Annotated in this window: 22 protein-coding genes; 13 read left to right on the forward strand and 9 right to left on the reverse strand. The window is 65.3% G+C overall.

Annotated elements, in window-relative coordinates:
* Nucleotides 1-527 (reverse strand): MspA family porin (locus ACFVH2_RS22550; RefSeq protein WP_378475728.1); only part of this gene is annotated, 527 nt, incomplete at its 3' end.
* A 403-nt stretch (nucleotides 528-930) separates the two neighbouring features.
* A complete protein-coding gene (locus ACFVH2_RS22555; protein WP_378428736.1) occupies nucleotides 931-1992 on the reverse strand; it encodes a zinc-binding dehydrogenase in 1062 nt (353 codons plus the stop codon).
* Between the two features lie 280 nt (nucleotides 1993-2272).
* On the opposite strand from ACFVH2_RS22555, the gene ACFVH2_RS22560 reads away from it, so the two are divergent.
* Nucleotides 2273-3007 (forward strand): helix-turn-helix domain-containing protein, encoded by a 735-nt coding sequence (locus ACFVH2_RS22560; protein WP_378427514.1) that lies wholly within the window; start codon nucleotides 2273-2275, stop codon nucleotides 3005-3007.
* Nucleotides 3008-3355: 348 nt separating this feature from the next.
* On the opposite strand, the gene ACFVH2_RS22565 is transcribed toward ACFVH2_RS22560, so the two are convergent.
* The 3 genes from ACFVH2_RS22565 to ACFVH2_RS22575 are packed head-to-tail and all read right to left on the reverse strand — an operon-like array spanning nucleotide 3356 to nucleotide 6010.
* Entirely contained in the window at nucleotides 3356-4198 is an 843-nt protein-coding gene (locus ACFVH2_RS22565; RefSeq protein WP_378427516.1) for an SDR family NAD(P)-dependent oxidoreductase, read from the reverse strand.
* A gap of 37 nt (nucleotides 4199-4235) precedes the next feature.
* Nucleotides 4236-5006, reverse strand: a complete 771-nt coding sequence (locus ACFVH2_RS22570; protein ID WP_378427518.1) for an SDR family NAD(P)-dependent oxidoreductase — start codon at nucleotides 5004-5006, stop codon at nucleotides 4236-4238.
* A 29-nt stretch (nucleotides 5007-5035) separates the two neighbouring features.
* Nucleotides 5036-6010, reverse strand: coding sequence for a zinc-binding dehydrogenase (locus ACFVH2_RS22575; protein ID WP_378427520.1), 975 nt, complete (start codon nucleotides 6008-6010; stop codon nucleotides 5036-5038).
* A 399-nt stretch (nucleotides 6011-6409) separates the two neighbouring features.
* On the opposite strand from ACFVH2_RS22575, the gene ACFVH2_RS22580 reads away from it, so the two are divergent.
* The 12 genes from ACFVH2_RS22580 (at nucleotide 6410) to ACFVH2_RS22635 (ending at nucleotide 19107) form a co-directional block, all read left to right on the forward strand.
* Nucleotides 6410-6817: a nuclear transport factor 2 family protein gene (locus ACFVH2_RS22580; protein WP_378427522.1), complete on the forward strand. Its 408-nt coding sequence runs from the start codon at nucleotides 6410-6412 to the stop codon at nucleotides 6815-6817.
* A gap of 49 nt (nucleotides 6818-6866) precedes the next feature.
* Complete coding sequence (locus tag ACFVH2_RS22585) at nucleotides 6867-7943, forward strand: maleylacetate reductase (RefSeq protein ID WP_378427524.1); 1077 nt, start codon at nucleotides 6867-6869, stop codon at nucleotides 7941-7943.
* On the forward strand, nucleotides 7940-8845 hold the full coding sequence (locus ACFVH2_RS22590) for a dioxygenase (RefSeq protein ID WP_378427526.1): 906 nt from the start codon (nucleotides 7940-7942) through the stop codon (nucleotides 8843-8845). Before ACFVH2_RS22585 ends, ACFVH2_RS22590 begins: the two co-directional genes overlap by 4 nt.
* 727 nt (nucleotides 8846-9572) lie before the next feature.
* Nucleotides 9573-11150, forward strand: a complete 1578-nt coding sequence (locus ACFVH2_RS22595; protein ID WP_378427527.1) for a sugar ABC transporter ATP-binding protein — start codon at nucleotides 9573-9575, stop codon at nucleotides 11148-11150.
* A complete protein-coding gene (locus tag ACFVH2_RS22600; RefSeq protein WP_378427529.1) occupies nucleotides 11147-12181 on the forward strand; it encodes an ABC transporter permease in 1035 nt (344 codons plus the stop codon). Before ACFVH2_RS22595 ends, ACFVH2_RS22600 begins: the two co-directional genes overlap by 4 nt.
* Nucleotides 12178-13173: an ABC transporter permease gene (locus tag ACFVH2_RS22605; protein ID WP_378427531.1), complete on the forward strand. Its 996-nt coding sequence runs from the start codon at nucleotides 12178-12180 to the stop codon at nucleotides 13171-13173. Before ACFVH2_RS22600 ends, ACFVH2_RS22605 begins: the two co-directional genes overlap by 4 nt.
* 41 nt (nucleotides 13174-13214) lie before the next feature.
* A complete protein-coding gene (locus tag ACFVH2_RS22610; RefSeq protein WP_378427533.1) occupies nucleotides 13215-14195 on the forward strand; it encodes a sugar ABC transporter substrate-binding protein in 981 nt (326 codons plus the stop codon).
* 236 nt (nucleotides 14196-14431) lie between these two features.
* Entirely contained in the window at nucleotides 14432-15211 is a 780-nt protein-coding gene (locus ACFVH2_RS22615) for an SDR family NAD(P)-dependent oxidoreductase (protein WP_378427535.1), read from the forward strand.
* A gap of 159 nt (nucleotides 15212-15370) precedes the next feature.
* Entirely contained in the window at nucleotides 15371-16255 is an 885-nt protein-coding gene (locus ACFVH2_RS22620; protein WP_378427537.1) for an NAD(P)-dependent oxidoreductase, read from the forward strand.
* 8 nt (nucleotides 16256-16263) lie between these two features.
* A complete protein-coding gene (locus tag ACFVH2_RS22625; protein ID WP_378427539.1) occupies nucleotides 16264-16641 on the forward strand; it encodes a nuclear transport factor 2 family protein in 378 nt (125 codons plus the stop codon).
* Between the two features lie 185 nt (nucleotides 16642-16826).
* Nucleotides 16827-18107: an MFS transporter gene (locus tag ACFVH2_RS22630; RefSeq protein ID WP_378427541.1), complete on the forward strand. Its 1281-nt coding sequence runs from the start codon at nucleotides 16827-16829 to the stop codon at nucleotides 18105-18107.
* Nucleotides 18108-18369: 262 nt separating this feature from the next.
* Nucleotides 18370-19107 carry a hypothetical protein gene (locus tag ACFVH2_RS22635; RefSeq protein WP_378427543.1) on the forward strand — a complete coding sequence of 246 codons (738 nt, stop codon included), beginning with the start codon at nucleotides 18370-18372 and terminating at the stop codon, nucleotides 19105-19107.
* Between the two features lie 693 nt (nucleotides 19108-19800).
* On the opposite strand, the gene ACFVH2_RS22640 is transcribed toward ACFVH2_RS22635, so the two are convergent.
* From ACFVH2_RS22640 to ACFVH2_RS22655, 4 genes are all read right to left on the reverse strand, one after another.
* Entirely contained in the window at nucleotides 19801-23070 is a 3270-nt protein-coding gene (locus ACFVH2_RS22640) for a protein kinase (RefSeq protein WP_378427545.1), read from the reverse strand.
* 471 nt (nucleotides 23071-23541) lie between these two features.
* Entirely contained in the window at nucleotides 23542-24189 is a 648-nt protein-coding gene (locus ACFVH2_RS22645) for a 3-oxoacid CoA-transferase subunit B (protein ID WP_378427547.1), read from the reverse strand.
* Nucleotides 24186-24986 carry a CoA transferase subunit A gene (locus ACFVH2_RS22650; protein WP_378427549.1) on the reverse strand — a complete coding sequence of 267 codons (801 nt, stop codon included), beginning with the start codon at nucleotides 24984-24986 and terminating at the stop codon, nucleotides 24186-24188. Before ACFVH2_RS22650 ends, ACFVH2_RS22645 begins: the two co-directional genes overlap by 4 nt.
* 91 nt (nucleotides 24987-25077) lie before the next feature.
* A complete protein-coding gene (locus ACFVH2_RS22655) occupies nucleotides 25078-26301 on the reverse strand; it encodes an acetyl-CoA C-acetyltransferase (protein WP_378427550.1) in 1224 nt (407 codons plus the stop codon).
* Between the last annotated feature and the right edge of the window lie 70 nt (nucleotides 26302-26371).

Raw genomic sequence — 26371 nt, forward strand, 5'->3', positions numbered from 1 at the left:
TATTTGCCGTTCTTCTTGATGTCCTTGCCGGTGATGTTGACGAACTTGACCTGGCCGGCGGCGACGGGGACGGTCAGGGAGGCGTTCATCGACGGGCCGCTCAGGTCGAGGCTTGCGCCGATGGAGCCGCCGAGGCCGGTGATGTCGACCTGGCAGCCGACGATGTAGCCGGTGCTGATCCGTGAGATCCCGTGTGTGGACGAGTTGTTGGTGCCGGGGATGTTGGTCTGGCCGTTGTAGGGGCCGACCTCGCCGTCCTTGGTGATGGACGAGACGTCGGCGGTGACGGTGCCCGAGACCCAGGCGGTGCGTCCGGCGCCGTTGGCGGCGAGGGACGGGGAGATGAGGGCGCTCTCGCCGGTGCGGGACACGACGACGCCGGGGGTGGCCTTGGATCCGTCCGGCAGCGGCACGAAGGTGTCGGCGTTGGCCGCGCCCGTCGACATCAGGCCGATCGTGACGGCGGCTGCTGCGCCGAGGCCTGCGATGCGGGCGCTACGGCGTGAGGGGGAGTCGTTCGAATTCATGGCTTCCTTCTCAAGGGTGGGTGGAGTTCTGGGCTTCGACAATGCAAAAGCGTTCGCCGAAGAGGCTTGGCCACATGTGCGGCCAAGCATTGACGGATTTCCGCGCAGGCCGCACTCGTGTTCGTCGTGCGAGCCGCCGACGGCAGCGTCACGCTGCGCGGTGAGCTCGGGCCTATCCAGGCGTACTAGAGAGACGAGAGAGAAAGGCGAGCCGGCCGAGCGATGGTGGCCCTGGAGATGGATGGATGGGGTGGTTGCCCAGTCGACCCATTCGGGGGTGGCGACTTCGACCTGGTCAACGGTCCGCCACGGACCTTGGGCCTTGATCAGTTCGGCCTTGTGGAGGCCGTTGATCGTCTCGGCGAGGACGTGTCCCGGGGTGCCCCTTCGCGCCTTGTCTTCGTCAGATCCGGGGGTCGATGAGAACCTTGCCCTCGACCTGACCGTTGGCCAGGCGGTCGAGGCAGGCGCCGAGCTGGTCGAGCGCCACCGGGTCTTCGGCCAGCTCATGTCCGAGTGGCCCCATGGCCAGGATCTCCAGGGCCGCGGGCAGGTCGGTGTCGCACACGTGCGCGAGGGTGGAGTCGAGGGTGATCTCGCGGAAGACCATGGAGTGAATATCGATCGCCGGCTTCTCCTTCGGGATTCCCACAGCCAGTACCCGGCCGCCGTCGGTGACCATTTGCAACGCGGATGCGAGCTGTCCGGGTGCCCCGCTGGCTTCGATCACCACATCGGGCCTCGCGCCGCCGAGAACGTCCATGACATCGGTGGCAATCGTGTCCGACGGCGTCAGCGTCCGGTCAGCGCCGAGCCGGGTAGCCCGGTCGAGCCGCTTTCCGGGGAAGTCGATGACCGTGACGCTGAGATCGCCGAGGTGCTTGAGCCCGGCGAGTACGAACGAGCCAATTGCTCCGGCGCCGATGACGACGACGTTGTCGCCGTCGCGGGCGCCGGATCGTCGGGCGGCGTGAATGCCCACGGCGAGGGGCTGGGCCAAGCCGGCGTGGGCCACGGTGAGGCCGTCAGGGAGACGGCGCAGGGTCTTCGACGGCACGGCAGCGTACTCGGCCATACCGCCATTAACGTTGAGCCCCAACGTCTGGTAGGTCGAACATTGGTTGGTGCGCCCTTCTCGGCAGCGGCGGCACTGTCCGCACCAAACACCCGCTCCGCTGGCAACAAGGTCACCCAAAACGAATGCGGAGTTCGGGTCGGCGACGACGATCTCGCCGACGAACTCGTGCCCGGGGATGATCGGCCCCAGGTGGCCGCTGTTGGGGTGGCGGCGTTCGACGGGAAAGGTCTTCGGCCCGGCCACCCACTCGGAGGCATCCGTCCCGCATATGCCTGAGCGCAGTACCCGCACGAGCGCTTCACCTTCGCCGGGCGTGGGAACTGGAACGTCCTCGATGCGGATGTCGTGTGCGCCGTAGTACACGGCAGCCTTCATCGTCTGTGCCATGGGGGATCTCCTCGTCGAACCTGCGGATGTGACCCGCGTCATCGTCTGTAAATGTAGAGTAGCACTGGACATGTCCAGTGAGAAGAACGTGCACCAAGGTGTGTCCCAAGTACCCATTGCCGCGTATTGACTATTCGGATGCTGTTTCCTGCAAAGGATGATGCGAGAATGTGAGGTACAGCATGTGCAGTAAAGGGCGACATCGTTGCGCATGCGTTCCACGCCACACGACAGAACGGGGACAGGGACCGACATGAGCGAGTCTGCGATTACCGCCCAGGTGGACGACGACGCCGCCGGTGCGTTGCCAACGGCCGGGAATGGCGCCGCCCAGGACAAGAATGTCCAGATGGGGAAGCGCCTGCGCTCGGCGAGGAAGGCGGCGAAGATGTCGCTGCGAGAGCTGGCGCGCAGGGTGAATCTGTCTCCGAGCTTCGTCTCGCAGGTGGAGCTGGGGCGAGCCGCTCCGTCGGTGGGCACGCTGTACGCCATGGTCACGGAGCTGGGGTTGTCATTGGATTCGTTGATGGCGGAGGACGCCGCGCCCCGTAACCTGGGTGAGGGCGTGACGGCCGTCGAGGAGTCCCGCTCCGCACCAGTCTCCGGCGGTTCCGTCTCGCACGCTGTCGGTGGCGGTTCCGGCTCGAATGTCGTTGCTCTGCCTGAGGTCGGCGCGCTGCCAGGTCTACAGCGGGCCGACGAGCGGCCCGAGTTGTACTTGGGTGGGGTTCGGTGGGAACGCCTGACTCCCGATGACGACCCTGAGGTCGAGTTCCTGCGGGTGACCTACCCGCCGGGTACCGAGTCGTGCCCCGCGGACAACCTGATGAACCATGGGGGCAAGGAGTACATCCACATCCTGTCTGGCCGGCTCGAAGTTCAGGTGGCGTTCGCGCGTCAGGTCCTCGAGTCGGGGGACAGCCTGCACTTCGACTCGTCGATCCCTCATCGGCTCAGCAACCCGAACGACGAGACGTGCGTGGCGATCTGGTTCGTCGTCGGGCGCCAGCACTGATCAGATCCTGTTTCATGGGTGGTGGCGCAGAAAAACGTGTGGCCCAATCGTTCCAGGAGCGATTGGGCCACAGTCGGCTTCGTGACCGGTATCAGGTGTCGGCCCGGTCTATGAGGTCTTCCGAGACCTCTTCCAGGGTCTCTGCTTTGCACCTTCCGACGGCGAGTGGTCCTCTACCATCGAGAGTAAGGCGCCGGAGATGACGCCGGTGTCGAAGCCGAACCAGTATCCGCCCAGGGCAGGTACCACGGCGGCGGTGATCACAACCGGTCGAATGCGTGAGGGCTGGGGGAGGATCGCCGACTAACTGTCGGTGACGCCGTTGACAAGATGGTCACGAAACTGCTTTCAGATAATGGTGATTCCGCCATCGATGAACAGGGTCTGTCCGGTGATGGCGGACGCGTTCTGGGATGCGAGGAAGACGACGCCGTCGGCGACTTCCTGAGGATGGACAAGGCGGCGCATGGGAACCTGTTCGACCCACTCGTCGAAGATGGCCGGGTGCTCGGTCGTCAGGGACCGGAGGAGCGGAGTGTCGACCCTGCCCGGGGCCACCGCGTTCACCCGGATCCCGTGCTCGGCCCATTCGGCCGCAAGTACGCGCGTCAGCTGGGACACACCGGCCTTGGAGACGTCGTATGCGAGGTGCCGTTCGGGCTGGACGGCGATTGCTGCCGCGATGGAGGAGAAGTTGACGATGGCACCGCCTCGTCCGATCATCGTGTGGGCGAACTCCCGGGTGCATCGAAACAGGCCGGTCAGGTTGATGCCCAGGGTGCGTTCCCACGTGCGATCGTCGAGTTCGAGTGCTTCCGAATTCTCCACGATGCCTGCGGCGTTGACGAGCACATCGGTGGACCCGATCGAGGTATTCACCCATTCGACCGTCTCGGTCACGCTCGACGGATCGGTGACGTCGAGACGCCGGAAGACTGCCTTGCCGCCGGTTTCCCCCTCCGCAGCAAGGTTGTTGAGGTCGGCGGTCACCGCTTCGCCGGCTTCGTGACCAAGGTCCGCGACGACCACCGTGGCGCCAGCCGTGACGAGTGAACCGGCCACTGCAGCTCCGAGTCCACCGGCTGCACCGGTGACTACAGCGACCTTCCCGGAGAACATGCCGTGGGGCCGGCTGGGATCGCTCGACTTGATGAATGGGCGTGTCTTGTCCAGTGCGGCAAAGGTGTTCATCGATCCTCCGGGAAGGTCTCAGTGGGCGGGTGGATGATCAGACGGCGGTGTAGCCGCCGTCGACGACGAGCGAGGCCCCGTGCACGAAGCGGGCCTCGTCGCTGGCGAGGAACAACACGGCCTGGGCGACGTCGTCGGGCTCGCCGACGTGCCCGATCGGATGCTTGGGCTCCATGATGTCGAGGTAGCCGCGCAGCCCGCCTTCGCTCCGCTCGGCCAGTTCGCGCACGAACGGGGTGAGGATCGTGCCGGGGTGGACGGAGTTGACGCGGATGTGGTCGACGCCGTACGTGGCGGCATCCTTCTTCGTCATCAGGGTCACTGCACCCTTGGCGGCGTGGTAGGGCGCCATCTCGTGTGAGCCAACCAGGCCGTAGATCGAGGAGATGTTGACGATCGATCCGCCGTTGTTCTCTCGCAGGTGCCGGATCACGTGCTTGGTGCAGAAGAACACACCCTTGACGTCGACGGCGAAGACGGCATCCCACTCGGACTCGGTGACCTCGTCGGTGGGCTTGTCGACTCCGGAGATGCCGGCGTTGTTGACCAGGACGTCGATCTTGCCGAATACCGCCCTGACGTCGTCGAAGACAGTGGAGACGTTCGCCTCGCTGCTGACGTCCAGGCGCCAGAATTCGGCGCGGCCGCCTTCGCTGTTGATGAGCCGGACGGTCTCGTGGCCGTCCGCTTCGGACACGTCGGTCACTGCGACCATTGCGCCCTGCTTGGCGAACAGAGTGGCGATGGCGCGGCCCATGCCGTTGCCGGCGCCGGTGACGATCGCGATCTTGTCGTGCATGCGGTTCATTTGGATCCTCGGTGGGGAAGGCGCGGCGGTCAGAGCGTCGCGTCGAGTTGGATGTGGACCTTGATGTTCTCTGCGGGTTTCTGCGCCTCGTCGAGTGCGGCGAGCGCGCTGTCGATGGGGAACTGCTTGGTCACCAGCTGACTGAGGTCGAGGCCGCTCTTGGCGATGAACCGCAGCGTGGCGGGCCATACTCCGGGCGACCCGATCGCGCCCCGGATCTGGAGCTCCTTGGACTGGATGAGGCCGAGCTTGGCCGGTGCAGACTTGCCGACGTCGATTCCGATGTAGACGACGCGTCCGCGGAAGGCGGCGATTTCCAGGGCGGTCGCCATGGCCTCGGGTCGACCGGTCGCCTCGATCACGATATCTGCGCCGCGTCCGTTGCTCTCGCGCGCCAGGACCCCCTCGACCTCGTCCGGTGTCGCGGCGAAGGCGGCACCGAGTTCGAGTGCGGCCCTCCGGCGGCCCTCGTTCGGCTCGACGACGATCGTCGTGGCGCCCAGCGCGGCGCCGGCGGCGACGACGCACAGGCCGATGGGACCGGCGCCGAGCACGACGAGTACGTCGCTGGCGTTGACGTTTCCGGCCTGCATGAGCCCGTAGTAGCCAACACTGAAGGGCTCGACGAGTGCGCCGCTGGTGAATGACACCTCGTCAGGGAGTTTGTGCAGCCATGCCGGTTTCGCGACGAAGAAGTCCGCTGCCGCACCGCTGATCGAGAAGCCGAAGTGGTCCTCACCGATCACGCACTCGCCGACGACCCGGTCTCCGACGGCGAAGTTCTCGACGTCGGCACCGACCTGGACGATCTCGCCGGACCACTCGTGGCCCGGGATGATGGGGTACTCGAACGGGATGATGTAGCGGCCTTCGAGCAATTCGATGTCCGAGTGGCACACCCCGACCGACCGAGCGGCGACGAGGACCTCGTCCGCGGCGATCGCCGGTATTGCGATGTCCTCCACCTTGGCGGAGCTCTCTCCGACGAACCTCAGTGCCTTCATTGATCTGAACCTTTCATCAGTGTCGATTCCCGGTATGGAATCGGTCGTCGCCCGAGAGGGGGCATCCGTCTGGAATGCGGGGGTGAACCGAGGCCCGATACAGAGACCTCAAAGCCCCAAATGTTCACCATTCCTGCAATCAATGTCCTCTATAGATTGAACTGTGCGGTGAGTCACTTTGTCAAGGTTGCTGCGATCCGCCCCATCTAGGACCCACCTCAAGTGTCTTTACCTGCACTGACGTTGAGATAGGGAGGTTGGCGCGGTGCCGGAACCGGGAAGGTGACCTCACGCTACGTCCAGGAAAAATGTCTTGTGCTAGTTGACACTCGGGCTGTGTGTACCTACGTTTTGGATCACGGCAGTTCTGCCGGTTCCCCTTGAAGAGAGTGATTCCCCATGGCCCCCCAGAACGTGTTGGACAAGGTTGGCGCCACGAAGGCCGAGATCCTGGCACTGGAGGACAAGCGCTACCAGGCGGTCGTCGAGAAGGACTTCGCCGCGTTCCGGAGCCTGTGCCATCCGGACCTGGTGTACACCCATTCGAACGGCGCTCGAGACTCGATCGAGTCCTATATGGACAAGTGCGCCACGGGATTTTACGTCTACCACCGGATCGACCACCCGGTCGACGACGTGCTGGTAGTGGGGGATACCGCGGTGGTCGTCGGCGAGATGAATGCCTCGATCACAGCGGGCGGCACCGATAAGGAACTGGTCAACAACTCCATCGCCGTCTGGGTGAACGAAGACGGCGCCTGGCTGTTACTCGCCTATCAGCCGACGCCGCGACCTGTCTCCAGCTGACGCGCACCGCGATCAGACCGCCTCACACACCACCGTTCTGGAGGACGTCATGCTCGAATTCGACCACGACACACTCGGTCAACGCGTTCTGTTCGCCTCAGGTAAGGCTGCCGAGAATCTGAGCGCGGAGGTCGCCCGATTCGGTGCTTCTTCCGTGATGGTGATCGCCGGCGACAGCGAGCAGGCGCTGGCCGCCGAGATCTGCCGCGGTATCGAACCCGCGCTGAACTACTCCGATGTTGCACCACACGTTCCAGTGGAGAAGGCCGACAAGGCACGCGCCGCCGCGCAGGAACACGGCATCGATCTGCTGGTGAGCATCGGGGGCGGGTCGACGACCGGCCTCGCGAAGGCCGTGGCGCTGACCACCGGATTGCCAATCGTCGCAGTTCCGACAACTTATGCGGGCTCAGAGGCGACCAATGTTTGGGGACTGACCGAGGCTGCGCGCAAGACGACCGGCGTCGACAACAGGGTTCTGCCTGCCACCGTGATCTACGACGCGACCTCGATGCTCTCCTTGCCTGTGGAGCTGAGCGTCGCATCTGGGTTGAACGCGCTCGCGCACAGCATCGACTCGATGTGGGCCCCGCGGGCCGATCCGATCAATCAGGCCCTCGCAATCGAGGCTGTTCGTGCACTCGCGACTGGGCTTCCGGTGATCAAGAGTGATCCGGCCTCGCTGAGCGGCCACGAACAGACCCTGTACGGCGCCTACCTGTCGGCCGTCGCCTTCGCGTCCGCCGGGTCGGGTCTGCACCACAAGATCTGCCACGTTCTCGGTGGCGCGTACAACCTTCCTCACGCGCAGACACACGCGGTGGTGCTCCAGTACGTCCTCGAGTACAACGCTCGAGCCGCCGGGCGCGCTGCCGACCGAATCGCGTCGGCTTTCGGATCCGCCACAGCAGTCGAGGGGCTCGCGTCCCTTCGACGGACGCTGGACGCGCCGACTGCCCTGCGTGACTACGGGCTTCGGGAAGAGGACCTGGAGGGGGCAGTCGAGCTAGTCCTCCCTGTCGTGCCTGCCTCGAACCCACGTCCGGTCACCAAGGATTCCCTGGCCGCCTTGTTGCATGCGGCCTGGGCAGGAACAGAATTGACCTCGGAGGAGGCTCAATCATGAGCATCGACCACGACCCTCAAACCACAACGATCGCCGACGAACAGAGCGCACGCGAGCGTGCGCTCACCGACCGGGTGATCGCGAGCTTCGCCGGCGCGGACGACGACCGCCTTCGGTACCTGATGTGTGCGCTGACCGAGCATGTCCACGCCTTCATCCGCGAGGTCCGCCTCACCGAAGCCGAATGGAACAAGGCGATCGAGTTCCTCACCGCTGTCGGTCACATCACCGACGACAAGCGGCAGGAGTTCATTCTCCTGTCCGACGTGTTCGGCGCGTCGATGCAGACCGTCACCGTCAACAACGAGGCCGTCTCCACGGCGACCGAGGCAACCGTGTTCGGGCCCTTCTTCGTCGAGGACGCTCCGCACATCGAGCACGGCGGGGACATCGCCAACAGCGCGTCCGGTCAACCCTGTTGGGTCGAAGGTCGCGTAACGGATATCGACGGCAACCCTGTTGCGGGGGCGCGAATCGAGGTCTGGGAGGCAGACGACGAGGGGTACTACGACGTCCAGTACTCCGACGATCGAGTCGCGGCCCGCGCCCATCTGTTCACCGATGCCGAGGGCGCCTACAGCTTCTGGGGACTCACCCCCACCCCCTATCCGATTCCGCACGACGGGCCGGTCGGGAACTTGCTCGAGGCGGTCGGGCGCTCGCCGATGAGGGCCTCGCACCTGCACTTCATGGTCACCGCCGAGGGCAAACGCACCCTGATCACGCACATCTTCGTCCGCGGTGACGAGCTTCTCGACAAGGACTCGGTGTTCGGGGTGATGGAGTCGCTGATCAAGGACTTCGCGGAGCAGCCGGCAGGAACAACGACACCGGACGGCCGCGACCTCGGTGACCAGCCCTGGGCACGCACACGCTTCGACATCGTGCTCGCTCCCGCCTAGACCGAGATCGTCGCCCAGACCCGGGGCAAGGCTACGCTGCTGTCCATCTCCCGCCGGCGGTGCTCACCGAGATCGCACGGGACTTCGGTGTATCAACCCGCGAGCGAATCTCGTGGCCACGGCGGTGAAGGCCGGCTCTGCGTGGGCCTCTTCCTTTTTCGTTCACCTCCGCGCGCAACCCTCGTCCTGATTCCCGTTCAGTCCGACACTGCGGCACTGCAGGGCCAGGGCGTTGTAGGCCTGTGGCCCTGCGTGTCTGTGGAACCCTGGACATGGGGTCAGCGGCTGCGCGGATGCGGCCGAGCTGACTGGGGCAGGGGTTCCAGTCAGCCGGATCAGGCGCCCACTCGCGAGACATTGTCCAGCCAACACCCGAATGTTCACTAGGGCTACACGGATACCGCCGGTTTGGTGCAGCTTCGCCCCTCGCGCGATACGTTCCGGGGGCGCCCGGTCGGGTACGTGTTCCGCGTCGTCTGTCGTGCCAAGAAATGCTTGTGACCTGCACTCACGCTCAGAGTTCAACTGCAACCGTTCGTGCTTTGGCGTTCCGACCGAAGTCGGTCACGGTCTCTGCCCCGCCCATCGAGGCAAGGGGTATTGACTTTGGATCGACCATCATGTGTCATACATCACTAGACATGTTCTGTGTGACTGCACATACGCTGTGCAGCCACCATCACCCTTCGGCTCCCATCTACGCCGACATCCCATGAGGAGGCTCCTCGTGACTCGAGAGTCCGACCTGCCCGACGACTCGCCCCCGACGGCAACCCCCGTGTCATCGGCATCCGGCGCCCTGCCAGCCGTCACGGTCCGCGACGTGAGCAAGCGGTTCGGCGGTGTCGCCGCCCTCAGCGAGGTCTCAATGACCGTCACGGCTGGGGAGTGCCACGCGATCATCGGCGCGAACGGTGCCGGCAAGTCGACGTTGATGAAGACCATCGCAGGACTCGTGGTACCCGATTCCGGGGCAGTCGAGATCGGCGGCGCGGTGATTCACCACGATCCGCACGCTGCCCGGGAGGCCGGTGTCGCGCTCGTCCACCAGGAGCTGAGCCTGTGCCCTGACCTGAGCGTGGCTGAGAACATCTGCCTCGGAACGATTCCCGGTCGGCGTGGCTTGATCAACCGCGCCGCCATGCGCGCTCGGGCGAGCGAGCTGCTGGCCCGGGTCGGGATGGACCTCGACGTGGACATCAACGTCGGAACCCTGCCGACCGCGATCGCACAGTTCGTCGAGATCGCCAAGGCGCTGCAGATCGAGCCGAAGGTCCTGATCCTCGACGAGCCCACCGCCTCGCTCACCCCCGAGGAGACCGAGCGACTACTCGCCATGCTCACACGGCTGCGCGAGGCGGGAATGACCGTCATCTACATCTCGCACCGTCTGCCCGAGATCTATGCCCTGTGCGGCCGGGCCACCGTCCTGCGCGACGGGCACCTCGTCGACACCATCGAACTGTCTGGCACCTCGGCGGACGCGCTTGTCGAGCTGATGGTCGGACGCCCGGCGTCCGCGAAACGGGCGCCCCGCACCCGCGCGCACGCGGCCGTCGGCGACCCGGTGCTGGCAGTCCACGACCTCCGAGCGCCCGGCGTGCATGGCACGTCCCTGGAGGTCCGGGCCGGTGAGGTCCTCGGCCTCGCCGGACTCGTCGGCGCCGGGCGAACCGAACTCCTGCGGGCAATCGTGGGCCTCGAACCCAAGACCGGTGGCGTCGTTGAGGTCCATGCCGACGGTCGCCGCCACACCATCACCTCCTACGGATCCGCGATGCGGGCGGGTATCGGTTACGTGCCCGAAGAGCGGCGCGTCGAAGGTGTGGTCCAGGAGATGTCGATCAGCGAGAACTTCACCCTGTGCTCACCCCGGACTCAGTCCCGGTTCGGTCATCTCTCCCGGCGACGGATGGAACGGCTCGCGAAGGTGATGGGGGCCCGGGTGGGACTACGCCCCGCTGCACCCACCTCCCCTGTCTCCTCGCTGAGTGGCGGCAACCAGCAGAAGGTGGCCTTCGGCCGCTGGCTGGTGACCACGCCGTCCCTGCTGATCCTCGACGAACCGTCCCGAGGCGTGGACGTCGAGGCGAAGGCTGACCTGCACCGGCTGATCCGCGACCTCACCGACACCGGGATGGCGGTGTTGGTCGCGTCCTCGGACATCGATGAACTGCTCACTCTCAGTGACCGACTGCTCGTCATTCGTGACGGCCGCCTGGTCACCGAACTCGCTGCGGCCGACGCCGACGAGCAGATGCTCGTCGGACTCGCCGCTGGACACCGGAACGTGGTGACAGCATGACCACCGAATTGACCAAGCCCGGCGAAGCCGAATACCACGCCGCGGCATCATCCAGCGCGGCACCAGTGACGGTGCCGGCAACGAATGGCCTGCTGGACTCGATCCGCAGAAATCCGACCACGACCGTTGTCGCCGCCGCACTCGCGCTCCTGGCACTCGGTGGAATCCTGTTCGTGGACGGATTCACCTCGACGCAGAACGTCGAGACGGTCTTGCGGGATGCCGCGTTCCTCGGGCTCGTCGCCGTCGGGATGACGTTCGTCGTCGTTTCCGGCAGCATCGTCGACCTCTCGGTGGTGCCGCAGATGGCAGTCGCTGCAACGGTCGCGACCGTCTTGCGCGACCACGGACCGTGGATCTCGATCACGGCCGCACTCGCCGCGTGCCTGCTCTTCTCACTGGTGAACGCGCTCGGAACAGGTCCGCTCGGTGGCAACGGGGTGATCGTCACCCTCGCCACCGCCACAGCGGGCATCGGGATCCTTGAAACCTTTACCGGTGGCGCCCAGTACAGTGGCGGCCCTGGCCTGCTGGCCACGATCGGAAGCTCGAGCGTCGGAGTCCTCCCCGTCCCGTTCCTGGTGTTCGTCGCGGTCGCAGTCCTGGCTCATCTGCTGCTTACCCGTACTATTTTCGGACTTCGCCTGCGCGCCACCGGAACCCGCCGCGCTGCCGCCAAGGTCGCAGGCATATCGACCTCCCGATCACTGTGGTCGGCGTTCGCGCTCTGCTCCGTGGGCGCCGCGCTGGCCGGGATGATCCTGGCCGGCTACAGCTCGAGCGCCGTGTCGACTATGTCTGCCGGATACGACTTCATGGCCCTGGCCGCGGTCGTCGTCGGCGGTACCGCGCTGCTCGGCGGCAAGGGCACCATCGTGGGCACCGTCGCCGGCGTGCTCTTCCTACAGGTTCTTCTCGACCTGCTGTCGCTCGTGGGCCTTCCCTACCACTGGCAGCAGTTCATCCAGGGAATCGTCATCGTCGCAACGCTCGCAGTGACTGCGGTGCTCGGCCGTCGGAGTGCATCATGAACACCAAGAATCTTTTCAGTTCGCCGCTGTCGCGGTGTTCCCTCCTCCTTGCCGCGATCATCGTGGCACTGCTGGTCTTCCAGCCCACTGCCCTCGGCTCGTACGGCATCATCGCCGCCAGCATCGTGCCCGTGTGGCTCGTCGCCGTCGCGCTCGTCCCAGTGCTCGTCCTCGGGGAGATCGACCTGAGTGTCGGCTCGACGATGGCTGTGGCCGCCGCCGTGACATCGACCGTCTCACCCAACCTGCTCGTCGGTGTGGTCTGCGGGGCGCTCGCGGGAATCGTCGTCGGCATCGTCAACGGACTTCTCGTCGCCAAGGTCGGGATCAGCTCCTTCGTCGCCACCCTCGCAACGCAGATCACTCTCTACGGGTTGGCTCTTGCGATCACCAGTGGCGGCCCGGTTACCCTGCCCGACCAGGAAGCGGCGATGTCGTTCGCCCCGCCGATCCTCGGTCAAATCACCCCGGCGGTGCTGGTTGCCGTTGCCGTCAGTGTTGCCGTGTGGTGGACCATGGCCCGGACCCACTCGGGACGAGACCTCTTCGCCATCGGCGGCAACCGCGGGGCCGCACGGGCGGCCGGCATCCCCGTCACCGCGCGCACCCTCCTCGCGTTCTGCGTTTGCGGTGGCATTTCCGGACTGGCGGGTGTCCTGGCCACGATCGACCTGGGCGCGGGATCTCCCAACCTCGGTTCGACCGTGGTGATGCTTTCGATCGCGGCCGCAGTGATCGGCGGCGCGAACCTGGCTGGCGGACGGGCGAGCGTCGTCGGCGCCGTACTCGGCGCCTTCGCCCTCGGCTCGATCAGCATCGGACTGCAGATGGGCGGACTCGACTCGAGCGCCGAGAACACGGTGGTGGGCGTGATCCTGTTCCTCGCAATCATTCTCACTGGACAGCACCACTCCCTGCTGCAGATCATCCGGATCGAACGGGCACGGCTGTCACGCAACACGTCCGATGCGCTCGCGGAGACTGCGCGATGAAGGGAACCAGAATGTCGAAACTACGCTGGCTCGCAGCATCGATGGCTGCCACGGCCGTGCTTCTGACCGGATGCTCGTCCACGCCGAGCGCGTCGACCGCCTCCGCCGAACGACCGCAGATCGCGGTGCTCGTACCGATGGACAAGAACAACCAGTACGGCCGCAACTACGTGTCGTCGCTCTACCAGGCCGCCGACGAACTCGGCGTCGACGTCTTCGTGATGAACTCGAACTACGACGCGACCGTCCAGTCGGCGCAGATGAAGATCGCCATCGCGAAGCGAGTCGACGGCATCGTGTTGTGGCCGGCCCTACACGGCGCCGAGCTCCCCATGCTGCTGGAGGCCGAACGGGCGGGCATCCCCGTCAACGTGTCCAACTCAGAGGCTCCGCCCGAAGCAGACGCTCACTACCACGTGTTCACCGGCCCCAACGACGTACGAGTCGGCAGAATCCAGGGCGAACAACTCGCCCGCGTCCTCGGCGGCAAGGGCAACTACGTCTACGTCAGCGGAACTCCCGGCAACGCTGCTGCGATCAACCGCCAGAACGGGCTGTTCGACGCATTGAAGGCCTACCCCGGAATCACACTGCTCGGCTCGCAACCAGGCAACTTCGACCAGAACATCGGACAGGGCGCGGCCAGCGCACTACTGAGCCGGTTCGGAGACCGGATCGACGCGGTCGTCACCCCCGACGACGTCAGCGCCACCGGCGCCGCGCAGGCGCTGCAGGCCGCCGGCCTGACCGGAAAGGTCAAACTGATCGCGAGCGGCTACTACGACACCGCACCTCCGATGCTCCGCTCCGGTGCCTTGTCCGTCACCCTCTTCCAGTCCACGTGCTGGGACTCCGGGCACGCACTGGCCGCGATGCTCGACGTGCTCGCGGACCGTCCCCTGCCGAAGAAGACATACATGCCGCTGCCGGTCGTCGACCGCGAGTCGATGGACCAGTACAGCCCGTTCGGATGCCTCCCCGGCAGCCGCACCAGCGGCTTCGGTGACGCCACCACCGAATAGCCATCCCCGAATCGGAAAAGCCAAGGAGAACAGGCAATGTCGCAGTTGGTGCTCCCCGCTGGGCAGATAGGTCGCCAGCCAATCGGCGACCATCGCGAACATCGTCCTCCTCCTCAGCGCGCCTTCTAGCTCCCACATCACCGGAGCATCGCTCGACGTCGCCAGGCGACGTGCTCTTCCACCAACAAAAAGACCCGCCAAACACCAACCACTCCACCACGTAAAGGACAAACGTCATGAGTAACAGGCTTGAAGGACGAACGATTGTTGTCACAGGCGCCGGGCGAGGCATCGGCGCGGCGATCTCACGGGGAATGGCTGCCGAGAAGGCCCGCCTCGTGATCACCGACCGCGACGCCGACGAAGCCAACCTTGTCGCCGAATCCATCCGCGCCGCCGGAGGCGAGGCCATCGCGGTCGCGGTGGACGTGACCGACCGGGACCAGGTGCGCGGCGCCATCGACCGGGCCGTCGAATGGTCCGGCCGAATCGACGCCTTCTTCAACAACGCCGGTTTCAACAAGCCGGAGAAGTTCATGGACATCACCGAGCAGGTGTGGAACGACATCTTCCGCGTTAACGCCTTCGCAGTAGTCATCGGCAGCCAGGAGGCTGCCCGTCAGTTCATCGCGCAGGGCGGCGGCGGAAAGATCATCAACACTGCCTCGATCGCAGGGCGGCAAGGATTTCCGAGTTTCGCGCCCTACAGCGCTAGCAAAGCGGCCGTCATCTCGCTGACCCAGGCCGGCGCCCGAGCGCTGGCCGAACACGGAATCACCGTCAACGCCTTCGCGCCGGGTGTCGTGCGCACCCCGCTGTGGGACAAGCTCGATGCCGACCTGGACGAGATCGGTGAGGGCGACTCGGGTTTCGACTCGATGAGCACCGACATCATCCTCGGACGCCCGGCCGAGCCCGAGGACCTAGCCCCGACCGCGGTGTACCTCGCCGGACCCGACTCCGACTACGTCACGGGACAGGTCATGGCCATCGAAGGCGGAATGATCCTGGTCTGACGCCACAGCTTTTCCGCCGCGTCGGACGGCCGACGGGACAGCGACCGCGTGATCCACCGGCACGACCGGTGACCGAGAACGACCCTCACCTGCCCGGCGGACGGCCCGCAGCCCTCCGCCGGGCAGACGAAACCGCCACAGCACCATAGGAGATCAACAATGCTCATCGGATTCGCCGGAGTCGGTCGTATGGGAGCGCCCATGGCCCGCCGACTCCTCGACGCCGGCCACACCGTGGTCGCGTACGACCTGTACCTGTCCTCCGACACCCTCCCCGAATGCCTCCGCGACGTCGACATCACCGTGGCGGCCACACCGGCGGAACTCGGTGCGACCGAGATCTCGCTCAGCATGCTCCCCGATGCCACGGCCACCGAAGCCGTGTTGTTCGGTACCGACGGTCTCGTCGACCGCGCTGACCCCGGTCACGTGCACGTTGTCATGGGAACGGTCGGGCCCTCCGCCGTCCGAGATCTCGCCCGACGGGCTGCCACGCACGCCGTCGTCGTCGCCGACGCGCCGGTCTCCGGCAGCGTCAGCCTCGCCGAAAGCGGTCAGATCACGACGATGGTCGGCACCGACACCGAACACTTCGAACAGCTTCGCCCATTGCTCGCGGCGATGACCAGGGCGCAGTTCCACACCGGCCCGGTCGGATCGGGTTCGGTCGCCAAACTGGCGGTGAACTCTGTCCTCGCCTCCCTGAATCAGGGGATTGCTGAGGCACTGGTCCTTGCGGAAGCGGACGGTCTCGAGCCGGCAGCCCTGTACGAGGTGCTGTCCGCCAGCGCCGTCGCGGCCCCCTACGTCGCCTACAAACGCGAGCACTTTCTCGACCCGACCGGCACCGAGGTCGCCTTCCCGTTGTCGCTGTTGCACAAGGACGTCGGACTGGGGCTCGCGCTGGCACGCGAACACGATCTGCACCTGCCCCAAGCCACGGCCGTCGCGCTTTCGCTCGACCGGGCGCTGGATTCCGGCATGGGAGCGAAAGACATGGCCGCCGTGCTCGAACTCGTCCGCGGCACCGAGAACGAGAGCTGAGGATCACAATGGGAACCCCGGCCACGACGACGATTGAGCAGCTCGAAGAACAGCGCTACGCAGCGATGCTGACGGCGGACCTACCTGTGCTCGGCGAACTGCTCGACGAGCGCGTCCGCTACACGCACTCGAACGCCGCAACCGACACCCGGGAGGAGTACATCGAGCTCCTGCGCTCCCGACGGCTGGTCTACCTTTCGCTGACGCACATCACCGAGCGGGTCGACCTCTATCAGGACACCGCGGTGGTCACCGGCACGATGCAAGGTTCGATCGAGATGCACGGAACCCCGAAGACGCTCAACAGCAAGATCCTCGCCGTGTGGGTCGCCGACGGAGACAAGTGGACGCTCGCAGCGTTCCAACCCACCCCGATTCCGGCCTAGCATTCTCGCGCCGGCCGGAAATCAAGCGTGAACACGCTCATCCGAACTCGACGCGCATATCAAGGAGTGACGGAGAGGCTATTCCGTGCCGCCGTTCGTTCCCGATCGCCACGCCATACGTCTGCGTCGATTCTCGTGCGATGCGGGTAAGTCCGCCAAGACGGATCCCACCAATAATTTAGACAGTGCCGCCAACCACGTTGGCGGCACAACACGGAGGTATTGAAGAGATGCGGCGTACACGCTGGGTAGTGCTTGGCGGGTGCTTTCTCGCCTACCTATTCGACGCACTGGAAATTGTAATGTTGTCGCTGGCACTGCCGGCGATCCGGCACGACATGGGTCTGTCTGTCACCCAAGCCGGCTTGTTGGCTACGGCCACCTTGCTCGGCATTGGGTTCAGCAGTGTCGCAGGCGGTTACGTCGCCGACAACTTCGGTCGCAAGAAGGCGCTGATTGCCGCGCTCGTCACGTTCGGCCTGTTCACGGCCGTCCTGGCGTTCGTCCCGAACTTCGCTATGTTCATGATCCTGCGATTCTTCGCCGGTATTGGGCTCGGTGCAGTGTGGAGTGTCGTCTCGACCTACATCGTTGAGACCTGGCCCGCCAAGAGCCGCGGGCGTGCCGCGGCATTTGTGATCAGCGCCTTCCCCGCTGGCGGAGCGATAGCCGCCGCGATCTCCGGGTTCTTTCTCCCGGACTGGCGGCTGATGTTCCTGGTGGCCGGTACTGCAGTCATCTTCCCGGTTCTGGTGGTGCTCGTCTTCTTCAAGGAGTCGGCGAGCTGGGCAGCGCAGAAGGCCGAGAACACCGCTGAGGTCGTTTCGGTCCGCTACGTGCTCAGTGGATCGCTACGCCGCACCACTCTCCTGGGTACTTTGATGGCGGCGCTCGCACTGACCGGATACTGGGGTGCGACGACCTGGCTTCCGACCTACCTCACTGCCGAACGAGACCTCCCCGCCGGATCGGTGGCAGTATTCGTGACCATCCTCAACCTGGGTATGTTCTTGGGCTACAACGCATTCGGCTTGATCGCTGACCACATCGGGCGACGACGGACGATCATCATCACCCTTCTTGGTGTGGCAATGACCATGCCCATCTACGCACTTACCACGAACCACACCGCGCTGTTGTTGCTAGGGCCGCTGTTCGGTTCGTTCACTGCGTTTTTCGGTCTTTTCGGCTCCTACCTCGGTGAACTGTTCCCGACGCGCGCTCGCGCAACCGGTGCAGGCTTCTGCTTCAACGTCGGTCGAGGCGTTTCCGCGATGGCACCCTTCGGGCTCGCTGGCCTGGCGGGTGTCATCGGATTCAGTGGTGGTCTAGTCATCTGCGCCGTGTTCTTCGCACTCGCCGCGTTGGTGGCATTGCTGCTGCCACGAACTGGGACCCACGCAGCGGAAGTTGAGCCCGCCGCCAATACCTCAGGCGACAAACTGATGGACAGCACCACCACTTGACCGTGGGATGGTCAACCAGCAGGGCGACAGGCTGCGCCGGAGCGACCGTGATGGAGCGTCGGGACCCACTGGTCCACCAGCCCATTGGACCGTCGACTCCGGCGCAGTTGTTGGACGGACTTGAGACTCATGGCGCCACCCGGCACCGCAGACAATCAGGCATCAGGATTCGGTGCCGGATCGGCACCGAGAGAATTTCGGATCTTCCGGTGGCGAGTTCCGAGACTCACATGTAGAGCACTCGAACCTACGGGAGCAGCCCATGACGAAGAACAGACTGACGATCCGTGCAGCTATCGGCGGTCGCTCCGTAACACGCGACGAGATCCTCGACTGGGAGGCCAGGCGGGTGCCAGCCGCAGCCCGCAAGATTGGGCTTCCTGTCCCAACCGGTGACCTTGCTCGCCAGAAGGTCGCATTCACCGACAGCAAACTGGCGCTCGGTGCCGATGAGATCCGTCGCCGTCTCGACCGCAACATCCGCCTCGCCGATACGATCGCCCGTACTTCGACGTGGCTGTCGCGCGGCCGACGCACCACCAGCGTCTGCGACCTGTACGTCACTGGCGGAAGCTCCAACGAGTTCGTCCAGTGGTTCACCGCGAGCGGGCGCGATGACTACGCCCACAGCATGATCGCCGCGAGCCCCGACCACTACCTCATCGACACCGCCGCGGATGGACGACAAGAAGTCATCGAGACCACGGGAGGAAGCCCTCTCGCGACCCGATTCCTCGTCGACTACAACGACACCTCACCCCTGGTCACCCCCCGAGACCCCGCATTCCCCATTGAGGCTGCGGGCGTGGCGCGCACGGAGAGCGGCTTGGCCATCGGCGGTGTTCGACACGAATTCCGTAACGAGCCAAACGGCTTCCACGCTCGGCTGTGCGTTGAGTTCCCCGGCCTCACCGCACCGCACATGATTACCCAGCACCGCTGGCACCTCGCCTGTGAGTTCAGCAACTGGATCGAGTTCGCGTTCTCGAACGGCGACTGACCGACCGCGCGCAGGTAGATATCCGATGACCTGACAGTGTCCCGGTCAATGCGGCGCGAACCGAGTGCCCGCGCATCGCGGACACTCTCGTCGACCGAGACCGCCCGGTTCTGATCGATTTCCGCAAGGGGACCGTCGATCGGTCGAGCGCTGGCGAGGCCGGTGGCCGGTGATCTGAGTGGTTGCCGTCCAGTATCTTTGGAGCACAACAGGATGAACTGGTACGACGAAGAACTCCTCGAGTTCGCGCGACGTTGGGAGCCTTTCGGTGGTCCGACTGCCGCTGATATCTTCATCGAATTCGGTATGACGCCGATCCGATTCGCTGAGCGGCTCGAGGAGCTGAGGTGCCAGCGCCGTCAATAGGTCACCGAGTCGAGCGTGTTGCCAGGACTGGAAGGGTCGATGAGAAGGCGATTGCCAAGCCGAGGCCGAATGGGATAGACGCGGGCACAGACCCCTGGGCGGCATTGGCGTAGGAAGGTGGCCGTCGGTGGCTGTGCCGCGGACAGCGTTTCTGTCTGCTCAGCTGGATCGGCATTCGCCGGATACGGACGATGAACTCGATGTCGTTGGTAGCTCTGACGATCCGTCGACCAATGTGCCGCACTTCGGTGACCAGATCATCGCAGCCACGCGCAGGACTTTTGCCGGCGATGTCGCGAACACGCCGTCCGCTGCAGTTGGCCGCTTTCAGGGGCGTCCCTGTTCCACGACCCAGGCCGCTATCTGTGCCCGGGAGGTGAAGCCCAGCTTCGCCAGGACATGCTCCACATGTCCGTCGACTGTGCGGGCGGAGATGACCAGGCGGGTGGCAATCGCCTTGTTCGTCATCCCTTCGGCGACGAGATCAGCAACCTGACTCTCCCGTTTGGTCAGCGCGGTCCACTGGCCTCTTGTTGGTGTCTTGGTCGTGGCGTCCTCGCCGAGCGCGTAGGCGACGGCGGCGTCGAGATCGAGCGCGATGCCGTCTCGGTGTGCGGCCTCGAATGCCCTCTGGCCAAGCGCACGAAGCGCATTCTGCTCACATTCCTCGTGATAGCTCTGAAGGTTCGGGAACACTACGGTGGTGCTGCCGGCCACCTGGCCAAGCGCCTGCGCCGCACCCATCAGCACGACAGCGTGCCGTGAGTTGCCGGTGCCGGACACGACCCAGGCCAGTGACTCCAGACTCGTCGCGGCCGCCAAGGGGTCTCTCCGCCGCCGGGCCAGTCGAAGCGCTTCCTGCAGCAGTTGCATCGCACGATCGCGGTCACCTTGGCGCCAGACCGCGACCGCAGTGGCCGACAGTGCGTGCGATCGAATAACAGATTCGCCGTGGGATTCGGTGATCGCGATGACCTTCTCGTAGCAATCAAGGGCGCCCGCGAGGTCGTGCTGCAGCTCGCGAGCCCATCCCAAATAGAGGAGCGCAGTTACCTGTGCATAGAGATCGCCCTGTGCAGCAAACGCGTCATAGCTGCGTTCCAGGCGTGCACCCGCCTGGACGAGGTCACCGATGAAGACGCCGTAGCGGCCTTGGGTGAACTCCACGAACGTGTGCACGCGTAGGTCTGTGGTTTGTTCAGCGAGGGCCTGGGCTTCCGCAACCAGGGCAGTCGCCGCGGCGAAGTCTCCTCGAAGTTCAGCCGTCACGCATCCGCGGTGCAACGCCTTGGCCCGGACCTCGGACACGATCGCAGGCCGGACGGTGAGGGCGCGGTCGAGCCAGTACAGTCCCTCGTCGAGCTGGCCGAGTGAGAGCCAGAACAATTGCAGTGCAGCGACAAAGGACAACGCGGAGTCGGAGTCCATGACCTCGGTGAGGGAGTACTCGAGCGCTTCGCGGAGATTAGGCTGTTCGCGGTCGAGACGGTCGATCCAGTCGAGCTGCCGGGCACTGATCCACTCTGCCTCCGCGTCGATCGCCAGCTTCCGGTACCAGTCCCGGTGCCGGCGCCGCAGGTCCGTAAACTCGCCGGACTCCCGGGCCTTGTCGCGGCCGAACTCGGCCAGAGTCTCAAGCATCCTGAAGCGGACTGCCGTGCCAGCCTCCTCCGGGATCAGGATGGACTTGTCGACGAGGGCGGTTACCACGTCGAGTAAGCCATCCGGACCCAATTCGAATCGGCACACCTGTTCGGCGGCGTCGATTTCGAAGCTACCGGCGAACGCCGACAATTGCGCCCAGAGCTGTTGCTCGGCGGGGGTGCACAACTCGTAACTCCAGTCGACACACAGGTGCAGGGTCCGCTGCCGAGTCGGCGTGCCCCGGCTTCCGCGCGTGAGCAGCGCGTAGCGGTCTGTCAGCCGTTCCAGAACTTGTTCGGGCGAAAGCGCCCGCAACCGCGCCGCCGCGAGTTCGATCGCCAGGGGCAACCCGTCCAGGTATCGGCAGATTCGCGTCACGGTGGTCGTGTTGTCCTCTGTGAGCTCGAAGCCTGGCAGCGCAGCCGCGGCGCGTTCGGCGAATAAGCCGACGGCGTCAGAAGAGCGCATTCCGTGCAGCGACGTGTCGCGGTACGGGTCGGGAATGGTTAGTGAGGGCACGCGCAGCACCGCTTCACCCCCGATGCCGAGGACCTCGCGGCTGGTAGTGAGAATTCGTAGCTTCGGGCAGGCGCGCAACAATATCTCTGACAGTTTCGCCGCCGAATCCACCACCTGTTCGCAGGTGTCGAGGACCAGTAGCAACTGCTTCGGTGCAAGGAAGTCCACCAGTGCCTCACGCAACGGCCGTGTGGACTGGGGGCGCAGCCCCAGCGCGGCACCGACAACCCCTTCCAGTAGGGCCCCGTCTCGTAACTCGCCGAGTTCGATCCACCGAACTCCGTCGCTGAAGTCGCGTTGGGTCTTCGCCGCCACCCGCAGGGCCAGCCGTGTCTTGCCAACCCCACCGATACCCGTCAGCGTCACCAGCCGGGATGCCGAGAGCAGTCGCTTCGCCTCGGTCAGCTCGATGCGGCGGCCTATGAAGGAGGATAGCTCCACCGGCAGGTTTCCCGTGTTGGAGGACGAGGGCTGATGTACGAGCAAGCGGCCGGTGACCAGGGGCACGGGCGCCACCGCGTCGCCCACGTGCTGCTCGGAACGCAGCGCCAATACTTCGACAGGGAATCCACTGCGGGCCTGTAGCTGCTGTAGCTGCTCGCCCAGGGCGATCGCGGTGGGTCGATCCCGCGATGCGCGGGCCATGGCGTGTTCGATCACCGCTGCCACATCCCGGTCAACACCATGATCGCGCAGGTCAGGGACCGGCTGGGTGGTGATCCGCAGGAACTGGGCCACGACCTGCTCACCGCTGCGACGCTCGAATGCGGCGTGTCCGGTCAGTGCGGTGAACAAGGTGGCGCCCAGCCCGTAGACATCCACGGCGGGCGACGGCGGGTCCCCACCGAGCACCTCCGGGGCCGTGAACGCCGGCGATCCAGCGACTGTGCCGGTCGCGGTCGTGAGTCCGTCAGTAATGTGCGCGATACCGAAGTCCGTCAGGGTGGGCTCGCCATAGTCGGTGATGAGGATATTCGCAGGTTTGACGTCGCGATGGATGATCCCGAGCTGGTGCGCAGTCGCAACCGCGCCCGCAATCTTCACCCCGAGCCGCAGAGCCTCCTCCACGGTGAGTGGACCGCAACTTCGGATCCGCGCGTCGAGGGAACCCTGCGGGTAGTACGGCAGCACAAGGTACGGGCGACCGTTTTCGGTGGCCCCGATCTGAAGGACGCTAGCGATATGGGGGTGCCCGGTGAGCTCGCCCATCGCTCGTTGCTCGCGGTAGAACCGTTCACGGTTCTTTTCGTCCAGCTCGGTACAGAGAACCTTCACCGCCACCGTCCGCCGCAGGGCGGGTTGTCGGCAGCTAAATACGATGCCGAAGCCTCCGCGTCCGATTTCCTCGGCCTCGTCGAATCCGGCCGTGGCCAGGTCGGCCGCGACTGTGGCGGTCATCTCACGTTGTGTTTGCGGCGGATCATTGTCAGTCATGAGTGGCCTTGCTCACCCGCGACGAGGTGGCTCCATGCACTTGCCTCCTGATCTCCTTTCCAAGGATATCGCTGATGTGAACTCGCCTTGATGCTCCTAGGACACACATGTGGCGTTCCGAGGCGCTTCGGTAGGTGGCCCGATCACCGGGCATTCCACGACGCCCGTCGGAGCGGAGGAAGTGCGCTCGTGGCCAGTTGCGGTCTGCGCCCTGGCTGGTGGTGGCCGCTGCACCCCGCCGGGTGGTCAGGCGGGATGCAGCGGGGATCGGCAGGCCAGGTGCTCGATCGCGTTCTGCGAGAGGAAGATCGCGCTTGGGTGATTGCGATGACCGAGATCGCAGAGTTCCGGGTTCGCGAGTACCGTCTCGTTCACGAACCGGGTGCCGTGTCAGGATCCGGGCAGCGGAGGCGATCCCGACCGGGGGAGTTCAGCAGCTTGATGCCACTGGCAGCGAGTTCGCATTCTCGATCACGACTTCGATGGTGCTCCGGTCATCAACGGCGCTCCGGTCTTCGCTTCGGCTTCGGTGAGATGCACCCCGGGCGCCAGTTCCACGACGTTGAAACCGGTGCCGTTCACGTCGAACACACCCAGATCGGTGATGATCCGTGACACCACCCGGCTGCCGGTCAGGGGTAGGTCGCAGCGGGCGACGAGCTTGGGGTCGCCCTTCTTGCTCACGTGCTCCATCAGCACGATCACCTTGCCGGCACCGCTCACGAGGTCCATTGCTCCGCCGATCCCCTTCACCAGGGCACCGGGAACCATCCAGTTTGCGAGGTCGCCGTTCGCGGACACTTGCATGCCGCCGAGGACGGCGACATCGACGTGACCGCCACGGATCATTGCGAAGCTGGTCGCGGAGTCGAAGTACGACGCACCCGCGAGGACCGTGACGGTCTGCTTGCCTGCGTTGATCAGGTCTGGATCGACCTGATCCTCGTATGGGTACGGGCCAACACCGAGGATTCCGTTCTCGGCGTGGAGCGAGATCCCGGAATTCTCGGGAAGGTGGTCGGGAATCTTCGTCGGAAGGCCGATTCCCAGGTTCACATACTCACCGCGGTTCAGTTCGAGTGCTGCCCTTGCGGCCATCTCGTCTCGTGTCCAGCTCATGCCTGTGCTCCTGCTCCGACGGCGACGTCATCGGGGCGCACTCGAACGGTGCGCTGTTCGATCTCCTTGCGGGACGCCTGCTGCGGCGTCAGCTCGACGATGCTCTGCACGAAGATCCCGGGCAGGTGCACGTCGTCTGGCGCGATCTCGCCCACCTCGACGACCCGCTCGGCCTCGACGATTGTGTGGCGCCCTGCCATCGCGACCGGCGGGTTGAAGTTGCGGGCCGCGGCGTGGAATCGGCAGTTCCCCTTCTTGTCCACGACGGCCGCTCGGATCAGCGCGTAGTCGGTGACGATGGATTCCTCGAGCACCATCTGTCGACCGTGGAATTCGCGCACCTCCTTGGTCGGTGACGGCTCGGCCACGGTGCCGTCGGCGTTGTAGCGCCACGGCAATCCACCCTCGGACACCAAGGTGCCGACCCCGGTCGGGGTGAAGAACGCCCCGACTCCGCTTCCCCCGGCCCGCAGCCGCTCGGCCAGTGTGCCTTGCGGGGTCAGCTCGACGGTGACCTCGCCCGCGAGGAACTGCCGCCCGAACTCCTTGTTCTCGCCAAGATAGGAGGCGATCACCTTGTCAATTCTTTTGGCCTCCAATAGAAGTCCGAGTCCTGCGCCGTCGACTCCGCAGTTGTTGGACACGATCGTCAGGTCACCTGCCCCCTGGTCGAGCAGGGCGTCGATGAGAAACCACGGGATGCCGGCGAGTCCGAACCCACCGACCGCGATACTTGCGCCGTCGGGAATGTCGGCGACGGCCGCGGCTGGACCGGCGGCGAGCTTGTCGATGGTCATGAATTCTCCAGGTGCTCGATGCTGGGTGGGATGATGATCTGCGGTGGTAGCGCATTCGCGACGTGCGGACGCCGGTGCACGCCGGCCGCGTTCATCGGGTCGCCTCGAACACCGCGGCGAGTCCCTGTCCGCCGCCGATACACATCGTCTCCAGGACGTACCGCGCATCTCTGCGACGTGCCTCGTGCGCGGCGGTGGCCAGGATGCGTGCCCCGGTGGCGCCGATCGGGTGGCCGAGGGAGATGCCCGAGCCGTTGGGGTTGAGTCGCTCGTCGTCGGCGCGGATCTTCCATTCGGCGAGCACTGCCAGCACCTGGGCGGCGAAGGCCTCATTGAGCTCGACGAGGTCGAGGTCGTCGAGCCCGATGCTGGCACGGTCGAGTGCGGAAGCAGTGGCGGTAACCGGACCAAGTCCCATCGTCTCAGGTGCGCACCCGGTGACGGCCCACGACCGCAGGGCGAGCATCGGATCGAGGCCGCGCTTGTCGGCTTCCGCACGGGTCGTGACGACACACAGCGCCGCACCGTCGTTCTGGCCGGACGAATTGCCTGCGGTGACCGTGGCGTCGGCGTCGAGACGGAATCGGACGGGCCGCAGCGCCGCGAGGTCTTCGAGGCCAACGTTGACGCGGGGGTGCTCGTCTCGGTCGACGACGACACCGGGCTTCCCGCGCCGACCGGGCACGGTGACGGGTACAAGTTCGTCGTCGAAGCGGCCTGCCTGCTGCGCGGCGATGGCACGCTGATGCGATGCGACGGCGAGCGCGTCCTGCTCGTCACGCCCGATGCGGTACCGGGCGCGCAGGTTCTCCGCCGTCTCGATCATCCCGCCCGCGATCGGGTGCGACGAGCCGCCGGCGGTGGCGCGTGCGCGCTCGAGGCGATCCATCAGTTCCAGCCCGCCCTGACGGACACCAGTCCGCAGCCCCAGCGCATAGTGCTCCACGTTCGACATCGATTCGGCACCGCCCGCGACGACGACCCTCGCGCCGCCGGTCGCGACCGCGGCCGCGGCGGTGAGAATCGCCTGCAGCCCGGAGCCGCAACGGCGATCGATCTGCATCCCCGGCACCCCGGTACCCAGCCCGGCTTCGAGGGCGGCGATACGTCCGATCGCGGGCGATTCACCGTTGGCGTAGCCCTGACCGAGGATCACGTCGTCGATGTCACCCTCCCCGAGACCCGTACGCGTGGCGAGCTCGCGCAGCAGCCCGGCGGCCAGGTCTGTCGACGAGAGCGAGCCGAGTGCGCCGCCCATCCGCCCCACGGGAGTGCGCAAGGGCGAACAGATGACGATGTCGGACGAAGAGGTCATGACCCGAGCCTAGGAAGCCACTTCTATATGGGGAAGTATCGATTCTTCGCCGATTGAAACACCGTGTGTC

The sequence above is a fragment of the Rhodococcus sp. NPDC127527 genome, assembly GCF_042672245.1.
Taxonomy (GTDB): domain Bacteria; phylum Actinomycetota; class Actinomycetes; order Mycobacteriales; family Mycobacteriaceae; genus Rhodococcus_G.